The organism is Mycolicibacterium llatzerense (assembly GCF_000878195.1).
Taxonomy (GTDB): Bacteria; Actinomycetota; Actinomycetes; order Mycobacteriales; family Mycobacteriaceae; genus Mycobacterium; species Mycobacterium llatzerense.
Genome location: NZ_JXST01000038.1, coordinates 57199 through 67229, shown reverse-complemented (window position 1 = coordinate 67229; position 10031 = coordinate 57199). Strand labels below are relative to the sequence as shown.

Sequence of the window (10031 nt, the reverse complement as noted above, 5' to 3'; positions counted from 1 at the left end):
GGGGATGGGTGCGGGTGCCGCCGGCGGGGTGGCGACGTGCGGCGCGCACAACGGCAGCAGCGAGCTGCGGCTGAGTTCCTTGAGCTGACGGATGGCGTCGTCGACGGTGCCGGTCGGCAGGCCGGCGGTGACCTGGGCCCGGCCGGACTCGCGCAGGTCGGAGACCTTCATGGGCTGGCAGCCCGCGCGGGTGTCGTCGACGCCGATGATCGTCATCTCGGAGTGGGTGTCCAGGCAGGCCAGCAGGTAGGGATCCTGCAGCGGCAGTCCGAGCAGCGAGCCCGGCACGCCGCGCATGATGTAGACCGAGCCGTTGTAGCCGGCGACGTAGTAGTTGCTGCGGATCATGTAGCGCCCGACGGCCAGTCCGCTGACGAGCAGCAGGATCAGCAGGATCGCGCCGATGATCAGGTTACGCCGGATGTGGCTCTTCCTCGGCGGCGGATCAGGTTGCGGCACAGGCTTTTTCGCCGCTGCGGCCGTGCGCTTCGGGTTGAAGGCGGAGGCACGTCCGGCCGCGGTGTTGGGCGGCAAGGTGTCGTCGTCCTGACCCGACACCGCGCCCGCCAGGATGGGTGCGGTCTGGCCGTACTCGTAGTCGACGACGTCCGCCACGACGACGGTGACGTTGTCCGGGCCGCCGCCGCGCAGCGCCAGCTCGATGAGCCGGTCGGCACAGTCCACGACGTCCGGGATCTGCATGGCGGCCTGGATGGTCTCGTGGCTGACCGGGTCGGACAGTCCGTCCGAGCACAGCAGGTAGCGGTCACCGGCGCGGGCCTCGCGCATGGTCAGCGTCGGCTCGACCTCATGGCCGGTCAGCGCCTTCATGATCAACGAGCGTTGCGGGTGGCTGTGGGCCTCTTCGGCGGTGATCCGGCCGTCGTCGACCAGGGTCTGGACGAAGGTGTCGTCCTTGGTGATCTGGGTCAGCTCGCCGTCGCGCATCAGGTAGCCGCGGGAGTCGCCGATGTGCACCATGCCGAGGCGCGTGCCCGCGAACAAGATGGCGCTCAGGGTCGTGCCCATGCCCTCGAGCTCGGGATCGGCTTCGACGTGGGCGGCGATGGCCGCATTGCCGTCGTGGACGGCATCGTTCAGCTTGGCCAGCAGGTCGCCGCCGGGTTCGTCGTCGTCCAAGTGGGCCAGCGCTGCGATGACCAGTTGCGAGGCAACTTCACCCGCGGCGTGGCCGCCCATGCCGTCGGCCAGCGCGAGCAGGCGGGCCCCCGCGTAGACGGAGTCCTCGTTGTTGGCGCGGACCAGGCCGCGGTCGCTGCGCGCGGCATATCGGAGTACAAGTGTCACGGGCGCAGCTCAATTACCGTCTTGCCGATTCGAACCGGCGTTCCCATTGGAACCCTTACCGCCGTCGTCACTTTCGCCCTGTCCAGGTATGTACCGTTGGTCGATCCTAGGTCTTCGACGTACCACTCGGAGCCTCTCGGCGACAGCCGGGCGTGCCGTGTCGAGGCGTAGTCGTCGGTGAGCACCAGGGTGGAGTCGTCGGCCCGGCCGATCAGAACGGGCTGGCTGGTCAGGGTGATCCGGGTGCCCTGCAGGGCACCTTCGGTCACCACCAACTGGCGCGCGTACCGGCGTCGGTCCCGGTTGGGCAGCAGGGTGCCCCGGAACGCCAGACCGCGCCGCACCATGACGGCTCCGGTGGGTGCGTAGATGTCGGTGCGCAGCACGCGCAGCACCGACCAGATGAAAAGCCAGAGCAACAGCAGGAAACCGACCCGCGTCAGCTGCAGAACTAACCCCTGCATCCGACGTCCTCTCCGTTGCCGCGTCGAGGCTGGGCCCGGTGCCCGGTAGCCGTCGGCATCGTCACGATACTTTGGCGGTCACCGGCCGGTGCGCACATGATCCGGCCGGTGACGGAAACCGAGCTCAGTGAACGCGGACCACGATCTCGGAATGACCCACCCGGATGACGTCGCCGTCGGCCAGCTGCCACTCCTGAACCGGGGCGTTGTTGACGGTGGTGCCGTTGGTCGAGTTCAGGTCCGAGAGCAGCGCGGTGTGGCCGTCCCAACGGATCTCGAGGTGCCGGCGCGAGACGCCGGTGTCGGGTAGGCGGAACTGCGCGTCCTGGCCACGGCCGATGACGTTCGCGCCTTCGCGCAACTGGTAGGTGCGGCCGCTGCCGTCATCGAGCTGCAGGGTGACGTTCGCACCGGCGGCACCGTAGCCACCGGCGTATCCGCCCGGCTGGCCGTACTCGGGCTCGGCGTAGCCGGCACCCGCGCCGCCGCCGTAACCCTGCTCGCCGTAACCGGCCTGGGCCGGAGGCTGGCCGTAACCCTGATCGGGCTGCGCGTAGCCCTGATCGGCGGGGGGCTGTCCATAGCCCTGCTGCGGCTGGCCATAGTTCTGCTCGCCGTAGCCGCCCTGGCCCGCAGGCTGGCCGTAGCTCGGCTGGCCGTAGTTCTGCTGGGGCTGGCCGTAGCCCTGGTCGGGCTGGCCGTAGTTCTGCTGGGGCTGCTGGCCGTAGCCGGGCTGGCCGTAGTTCTGCTCGGGCTGTCCGTAACCGCCCTGCTGGGGCTGCTGGCCGTAGCCGCCCTGCGGGCCGCCGTAACCCTGCTCGGGCTGCTGGCCGTAGTTCTGCTGTCCGTAGCCCTGCTCGGGCTGGCCGTAGCCGCCCTGCGGGCCGCCGACGGGCGGCGGTCCGGGAGGACCACCCTGCGGGCCGCCGTAGCCGCCCTGGCCGTATCCGGACGGGCCCGCGCCGTAACCGGCCTGGTCACCCGGCTGTCCGTAGCCGCCCTGCTGCCCGTAACCGGGGCCACCCTGCGGTGCGCCGTAGCCGCCCTGCTGTCCGTAACCCTGCGGGGGCTGGCCGTAGCCCTGGTTCGGGTCCTGCGGGTACTGCTGACCGCGCTGCTCTTCGGGCTGCCGTCCGTAGTCGTACTCGTCGCCTGGCTGGCCCTGTCCCTGGCCGGGGCGGTGGGTCGGGTTGTCAGTCATCGTTGGTACTCCTGGTTCTGCGGTGTGCACGCGGTCGCTGGGTGCCGCCGGCCGCGCTGGCCCGGCGGTTGAGTCGGGGTTGACCACGCCGTGGGCGCGGAATTGGCCGGTGTGAAGGCCAGGTGACGGCTCAAACCTGACGACCACCTCACCATACGTTTGCCATCCCCGCTCATGGACGAATCCCTCAAGGTGTTTGGCAAAAGCACTGGGTGTGAGGTCAGGATCGGCGTTTACCTTCTCGAAATCGGTGTAACTGAGCGTAATGACGTATTCGTTCGGTGCCAAAATACGGCCGCCGCCGACATCGTGGGCACGCGATTCGGCTTCCCGCTGTAACGCGGCCTCGACTTCCGGGGGTGCGATCGACCCCCCGAAGACGCGGGCAAAAGCGTCTCCGACCGTGGTCTCGAGCTTGCGCTCGAACCGGTCGACCAGACCCATGTCCCCCTGCCTCGCCTCGTCTCGGTACTCCAGATGTGATGCGCGCAATAACTCCGGACACCACCGTTACGCATGGTATCGGCCTGACCTTGTAATACGTGACCAACAGAATCGTGAGAATTCGAAAGGCGCTGGTCAGGCGGTGTGGGGCGTGCCGCCAGGCGATCCGCTCGTGCGGTCTCGAGCTCTCGCGGCACCCTCGGCGCCCAGGTTGGCTGGTCCGGAAGCCACTGGTCAGCGGCGGATTTGGAGCCGGGGGTAGGGGTGGTGATAGTCTCTCCCAGTTGTTTGGGGCGAGTGGCGGAATGGCAGACGCGCTGGCTTCAGGTGCCAGTGTCCTTCGGGACGTGGGGGTTCAAGTCCCCCTTCGCCCACTCAACGAAAGCCGCGAATCCGGTTCGGATTCGCGGCTTTTGCTTTGTCGAGCATGACTGTGAGGGCTGTGCAGGTGAACCGGCCCGAATTCGTGCACAGCCCTCACACTCGTGGGCCTGACGTGAAGCGGCCTGCCGGGCGGTACTGATCGATAGGATCGCGCCATGAAAGGTGCGGTTACCGTGCACATGAATGCGCCGGCCGATCAGGTCTGGAACCTGATCGCCGACATTCGCAACACTCCGAAATACTCGCCGGAGGTGTTCGAATCTGAATGGCTGGACGGGGCGACCGGACCGGCACTCGGCGCGCGGTTCCGCGGCCACGTCAAGCGCAACGAGATCGGGCCGATCTATTGGACGACGTGCCGTGTCACGGCTTGCGAACCCGGTCGTGAGTTCGGCTTCGCGGTGCTTGCCGGCGATAAGGCGGTAAACAATTGGCATTACGCTCTCGCGTCTGCCGGTGACGGCACGGATGTCACCGAGTCGTTCTGGATGACGCCTGGCCTGCTCGACACGGTGTTCGGCATCTTCGGTGGCCAATTGCGCACCCGGCGCAACATCCGGGACATGACCACCACGCTCAACCGGATCAAGGCTGAGGTCGAGACGGCCTGACGGTGTCGTGGGCATCTAGGTCACGAGCGGCTGACCGTCTCTAGTGCAATCAGCGGAATCGTCCGTGAAGGTCGAACTCGTCGGGCGTATCTGCGCCAGTGGCTTTCGGGTGGCCGCCATTCGCCGCGACGAGGATGTATCGATCCCCTCGTCCTACGCGAGCACGACGGCTCGCACTTGACGTTCTCTGCCTGGCCGAGGGGATCGAGCTGTGGGAATGTGAAGGCCCGCGATCGGAGGTCCGAGGTGAAATGGGCAGCAAGGGCATTGTGCGCGGCGGTGACGGGCGCGGTGCTGGCCGCATCGGGGTGCAGCCTGGAAGGTGCACGCGGCAACTATGGCACCGGCCCGGACGCGATCATCACCGTCAACGGTGGTGAACCGCAGAACGGCCTGGTGCCCACCAACACCAACGAGAACATGGGCGGTCGCGTCGTCGATTCGTTGTTCACGGGGCTCTACAGCTACACCGCCGACGGCACGCCGATGTTGGCGAACGCGGAGTCCGTGGACACCACCGACAACCAGCACTACACGGTTCACCTCGTACGGGACTGGACCTTCACCGACGGCACCCCGGTGCGGGCCGAAAACTACGTCCGCGCTTGGAATTTCGGTGCGGCCACCGTCAATGGGCAGCTGCAGCAGAGCTTCTTCTCGCCGATCGAGGGATACGACGGCGTCGCCGCCGAGGGGTCCGCGCTGACCGAGATGTCGGGCTTGAAGGTGGTGGACGACTACACCTTCACGGTGCGCCTCACCAGCCCCAACATCGACTTCAAGCTGGGGCTCGGGTTTACGCCCTTCAAGCCATTGCCCGATGTGTTCTTCACCGAGGGCGCGGCCAAGTTCGGCGAGCATCCCGTCGGGAACGGCCCGTACATGCTGAAGGGCCCGGACGCCTGGCTGCACAACGTCAAGCTCGACGTGGTGCGCAACCCGAATTACAAGGGTCCGGACAAACCGAAGAACGGTGGCCTGAGCTTCATCTTCTACAGCAGCTTCGACACCGCCTACACCGACCTCGAGTCCGGCAACCTCGACGTGCTCGACACGGTGCCGGTGAGTGCGTTGGGCACCTATCAGAAGGTGCTCGGGAGCCGGGCGTTGACCAAACCGACCGCCCAGAACATGCAGCTCGGAATCCCGTATTACCTACCGCATTTCAGCGGCGAGGAAGGTCGCCTACGGCGCGCGGCGATTTCGATGGCGATCAACCGGCCCGAGATCATCAAGGCGATCTTCCGCGGCGCCCGCGGCGCGGCGCAGGACTTCACCGCCCGGTCGCTACCGGGCTGGGACCCGAACATCCCGGGCAACGATGTGTTGAAGTTCGATCCGGTCAAAGCCAAGCAGCTGTGGGCGCAGGCCAACGCGATCGCGCCGTGGTCGGGATCGTTCGAGGTCGCGTACAACTCCGACGGCGATCACCAGACGTGGATCGACGCGGTGTCGAATCAGGTGAAGAACACGCTCGGCATCGACGCGCACGGCGCTCCGCAGCCGACGTTCAAGCAGGTCCGGGACGCAATCACCAAGCGGACCATTCGGACCGCGTTCCGAAGCGGGTGGCAGGGCGACTACCCGTCGATGATCGAGTTCCTGCAGCCCCAGTTCGTCACCGGCGCAGGCTCCAACGACCCCGTCTACAGCTCACCGGCTTTCGACGCGAAGCTGATCGAGGCCGAACGGGCGCTCGATCCGAACCAGTCGTATGCACTGGTCAATCGGGCCCAGGCGATCCTGATGCACGACCTCCCGGTGATCCCGCTCTGGGATTACACCGCTGCCGGCGGCGTCGGGCCGGGAGTGAAGGCCCAGCTGACCTGGAACGGTCTGGCCGATTTCACCCAGATCACCAAGGGCGACGTTGCCGAGAGCACCAAGGGGTAACCGATGCTGAGATACGGATTGAGCCGGCTCGGGCAGCTGGTGATCGTGTTCTTCGGCGCCACTTTCCTGATCTATGCGCTCGTCTTCCTGCTGCCCGCCGACCCGATCTCCGCGCTGGGCGGCGGCAAGCCCATGTCGCCCGCGCTGATCGCGACGCTGCGCGCGCAGTATCACTTGGACCAGCCGTTCTACCTGCAGTACTGGCACTACATCAGCGGAGTGTTCCGGTTGGACTTCGGCACCTCCTTCTCGGGCCAGCCGGTGTTCGACGTGATGAAGCGCGCCTTCCCCGTCACGGTCGACCTCGCGCTCATCGCGATCGCCGTCGAGGCGGTGTTCGGTGTGACGTTCGGCGTCCTCGCGGGTTTGAACAAGGGCAAGTGGGTCGACACCACGATCCTGATCGTGACGCTGCTCATCGTCGCCGTCCCGATCTTCGTGATCGGCTTTGCGGCTCAGTACCTGTTCGGTGTGCGCTGGCAGATCTTCCCCGTCACCGTCGGCGGCCACCTCGACCTCTATCACCTGCTGCTGCCCGGATTCGTGCTCGGTGCGGTGTCGTTCGCATATGTTGTCCGGCTGACCCGCTCGTCGATCGCGGAGAACCTCTCGGCGGACTACGTGCGGACCGCCACGGCGAAGGGGCTGTCCCGCCCGCGGGTGATCGTGGTGCACGTGCTCCGTAACTCGCTGATCCCGGTGGTGACGTTTCTCGGCGCCGACCTCGGTGTGCTGATGGGCGGCGCGATCGTCACCGAGGGCATCTTCAACATTCCGGGAGTGGGCGGAACCATCTATCAGGCAGTGATCCGGGGCGAGTCGTCGACCGTCGTGTCCTTTGTCACCGTGCTCGTGCTCATCTACCTGGCGTCCAACGTGGTGGTCGACCTGCTGTCCGCCGCCCTCGACCCGAGGATCCGCTATGCCTGAGACCCCGACCCAACCCACCCGGTACCCCGGCCAGGAGCGTTTCGTCGCGGGCCCTGACGCGGTGAGCGTCGCCGCGGTCGACGCGGTTGCCGCCGACGTGCATCCCGCTGGTTTCTGGAAGTCGGCGTGGCTGGAGCTGCGCAGCAAGCCGGAGTTCATCGTGTCGATGGTGCTGCTGGCCATGATCGTGGTCGTCGTGCTCTTCCCAGGACTGTTCACCAGTCAGGACCCGCACTATGGTTCGCTCGAGCAGTCGCTGCTCCCGCCCAGCTCCGAGCACTGGTTCGGGACCGACCGGCAGGGTTACGACATCTACACCCGAACGATCTACGGCGCCCGTGCTTCGGTGGCGGTGGGCGTACTGACCACGATCGTCGTGGTCCTGATCGGCGGCCTGCTCGGCAGCGTAGCCGGGTTCTTCGGTGGCTGGATCGACTCGGTGATCGCGCGGCTGGCGGACATCTTCTTCGGTATCCCGCTGATCCTGGCGGCGGTGGTCACGATGCAGATGATCAGCTCGCGCACCGTCTTCACCGTGGTGATCGTGCTCGCGATCTTCAGCTGGCCGCAGATCGCACGCATTGCCCGATCGGCCGCGATCGCGGTCCGCAACGAGGAGTTCATCACGGCGGCGCGGTCGCTGGGAGCGTCCCGGGTTCGCACCCTGTTCACCCACGTCATACCCAACGCGCTGGGTCCGGTGATCGTGGTCGGCACCATCTCGCTGGGCATCTTCATCGTCACCGAAGCGACCCTGTCGTATCTCGGCATCGGATTACCGTCCACGGCGGTGTCGTGGGGCATCGACATCGCGGCCGGGCAGCAACTGCTCCGCGAGGGCACGCCGATCCTGTTTTACCCCGCGGCGGCGCTGGCGATCACCGTGCTCACCTTCATGATGCTCGGTGACGTGCTGCGCGACGCGCTGGACCCGAAGGCGAGGACCTGCTGATGCCCCAGACGTCGAAGGACGGATCCGCGCCGCTGCTCGACATCCGCGACCTGCAGGTCGAGTTCCGGGCGCAGAACAAGTCGGTGCCCGCGGTGCGAGATGTGAGCCTCACCGTTTACCCGGGGCAAACGGTGGCCATCGTCGGGGAGTCCGGGTCAGGCAAATCCACCACGGCCGCCGCGGTGCTCGGTCTGTTGCCGGGGACCGGCAAGGTGACCGGCGGTCAGATCCTTTTCGACGGCCAGGACTTGGCCGTCGCGTCCCGCCGCGACTTTGAGAAGGTCCGGGGCAGCGGCGTCGGTCTGGTCCCGCAGGACCCCAACACCAACCTCAACCCGGTGTGGCGCGTCGGATTCCAGATCCGCGAAACCCTGCAGGCGAATGGTGCGGGGAAACGGGGCGACGCGCGCAAACGCGCGATCGCGCTGCTCAGCGAGGCAGGCATGCGCGACCCCGACAAGCGAGTCAATCAGTTCCCGCACGAGTACTCGGGCGGCATGCGGCAGCGGGCGCTGATCGCGATCGGACTCGCGTGCCGGCCGAAGCTGCTGATCGCCGACGAGCCGACCTCGGCCCTGGACGTGACCGTGCAGCGGCAGATCCTGGACCATCTCGAGGATTTGACCACCGAGCTCGGCACGGCGGTCCTCCTCATCACGCACGACCTCGGCTTGGCCGCGGAACGCGCCAGCCACCTGGTCGTCATGTACAAGGGGCGGGTGGTGGAGTCGGGACCCGCCCTGCAGATCCTGCAGGACCCACACCACGAGTACACCAAGCGGTTGGTGCGCGCGGCGCCCTCCTTGGCTGCCCGGCGTGCCCACACCGATTTGGACCAGGGTGCACTCCTTGGCGACCAGGCGCTGGAGGTCAAGGTGACCGGCACCATCGCCGAACCCGAGCGCCCGTCGTCGGGTCCCCAGGACGTCGTGGTCGCGGCGAACCTGGTCAAGGAATTCCCGATCCGTGGTGCCGTCCCCTTCAGCGGCGGCTCGACCTTTCGTGCCGTGAACGATGTGAGTTTCACCCTGCGGCGCGGGACGACCACCGCGGTGGTCGGCGAGTCCGGCTCGGGAAAGTCGACGGTGGCGCGCATGGTGCTGGGACTGTTGGAGGCGACCTCGGGCACGGTGCACTTTGACGGGAAGGACGTCACGTCGCTGCGCGGCGCCGAAGCGAAGGAGTTCCGACGCCGGGTACAGCCGGTGTTCCAGAACCCGTACGGGTCGCTGGATCCGATGTACTCCATCTACCGGGCGATCGCCGAGCCGCTGAACATCCACGGCATCGGAGACAAGTCCTCCCGCACCGCCCGAGTGAAGGAACTGCTGGACCTGGTCGCGCTGCCGCAGTCGGTCATGCAGCGCTTCCCCAACGAGCTGTCCGGCGGTCAGCGGCAGCGCGTCGCGATTGCCCGCGCGCTCGCCCTCAACCCGGAGGTGGTGGTGTGCGACGAAGCGGTTTCCGCGCTGGACGTCCTGGTGCAGGCGCAGATCCTCACGCTACTGAGCGAGCTGCAGAACGAGCTCGGCCTGAGTTACCTGTTCATCACCCACGACCTGGCGGTGGTGAAGGAGATCGCTCACAACGTGATCGTGATGTCCCGCGGCGAGGTGGTGGATTCCGGGCCTACGGACCAGGTGTACGAGAACCCGACGTCCGACTACACCCGAATGTTGATCGACGCGATCCCGGGCGGGACGATCGAGCTCGCCGGCTGATCCGTCCTGTGATCGGTTGCTGTCCGCCCTCACACTCGCGGGCCCAATCTTTGATTTGTGCGAGGAACCGGGCTGATCGAGCCGGCAACTCTTCCTCGACCACGGGACCAGTGCCCACACTCG

At 66.7% G+C, this 10031-nt stretch carries 8 protein-coding genes and 1 tRNA gene; 6 read left to right on the top strand and 3 right to left on the bottom strand.

Features of this window, described 5'->3' with window-relative positions:
- The 3 genes from TL10_RS23005 to TL10_RS22995 form a co-directional block, all read right to left on the bottom strand.
- Positions 1-1308: PP2C family protein-serine/threonine phosphatase (locus tag TL10_RS23005; protein WP_043987499.1), on the bottom strand; the 1308-nt coding region annotated here is incomplete at its 3' end.
- A complete protein-coding gene (locus tag TL10_RS23000; protein WP_043391430.1) occupies positions 1305-1772 on the bottom strand; it encodes an FHA domain-containing protein FhaB/FipA in 468 nt (155 codons plus the stop codon). The genes TL10_RS23005 and TL10_RS23000, both read right to left, overlap by 4 nt.
- Positions 1773-1896: 124 nt before the next feature.
- Positions 1897-3417 carry an FHA domain-containing protein gene (locus tag TL10_RS22995; RefSeq protein ID WP_043987498.1) on the bottom strand — a complete coding sequence of 507 codons (1521 nt, stop codon included), beginning with the start codon at positions 3415-3417 and terminating at the stop codon, positions 1897-1899.
- A 291-nt stretch (positions 3418-3708) separates the two neighbouring features.
- Here TL10_RS22995 and TL10_RS22990 point away from each other — a divergent pair.
- The 6 genes from TL10_RS22990 (at position 3709) to TL10_RS22965 (ending at position 9908) form a co-directional block, all read left to right on the top strand.
- A tRNA-Leu gene (locus TL10_RS22990) sits at positions 3709-3791 on the top strand.
- A gap of 165 nt (positions 3792-3956) precedes the next feature.
- Positions 3957-4412, top strand: a complete 456-nt coding sequence (locus TL10_RS22985) for an SRPBCC family protein (RefSeq protein WP_043987497.1) — start codon at positions 3957-3959, stop codon at positions 4410-4412.
- A gap of 246 nt (positions 4413-4658) precedes the next feature.
- Entirely contained in the window at positions 4659-6305 is a 1647-nt protein-coding gene (locus tag TL10_RS22980) for a peptide ABC transporter substrate-binding protein (RefSeq protein WP_043987506.1), read from the top strand.
- Positions 6306-6308: 3 nt separating this feature from the next.
- Positions 6309-7235: an ABC transporter permease gene (locus tag TL10_RS22975; protein WP_043987496.1), complete on the top strand. Its 927-nt coding sequence runs from the start codon at positions 6309-6311 to the stop codon at positions 7233-7235.
- Complete coding sequence (locus tag TL10_RS22970) at positions 7228-8187, top strand: ABC transporter permease (RefSeq protein ID WP_043987495.1); 960 nt, start codon at positions 7228-7230, stop codon at positions 8185-8187. Before TL10_RS22975 ends, TL10_RS22970 begins: the two co-directional genes overlap by 8 nt.
- Positions 8187-9908, top strand: a complete 1722-nt coding sequence (locus TL10_RS22965) for a dipeptide ABC transporter ATP-binding protein (protein WP_043391415.1) — start codon at positions 8187-8189, stop codon at positions 9906-9908. Before TL10_RS22970 ends, TL10_RS22965 begins: the two co-directional genes overlap by 1 nt.
- Positions 9909-10031 lie beyond the last annotated feature (123 nt).

Excerpts from the sequence above, each read along its gene's own strand:
- TL10_RS22995 (WP_043987498.1), bottom strand. The coding sequence starts at position 3,417 with ATGGGTCTGGTCGACCGGTTCGAGCGCAAGCTCGAGACCACGGTCGGA.
- TL10_RS23000 (WP_043391430.1), bottom strand. The coding sequence starts at position 1,772 with ATGCAGGGGTTAGTTCTGCAGCTGACGCGGGTCGGTTTCCTGCTGTTG.
- TL10_RS22975 (WP_043987496.1), top strand. The coding sequence starts at position 6,309 with ATGCTGAGATACGGATTGAGCCGGCTCGGGCAGCTGGTGATCGTGTTC.
- TL10_RS22970 (WP_043987495.1), top strand. The coding sequence starts at position 7,228 with ATGCCTGAGACCCCGACCCAACCCACCCGGTACCCCGGCCAGGAGCGT.
- TL10_RS22965 (WP_043391415.1), top strand. The coding sequence starts at position 8,187 with ATGCCCCAGACGTCGAAGGACGGATCCGCGCCGCTGCTCGACATCCGC.
- TL10_RS22985 (WP_043987497.1), top strand. The coding sequence starts at position 3,957 with ATGAAAGGTGCGGTTACCGTGCACATGAATGCGCCGGCCGATCAGGTC.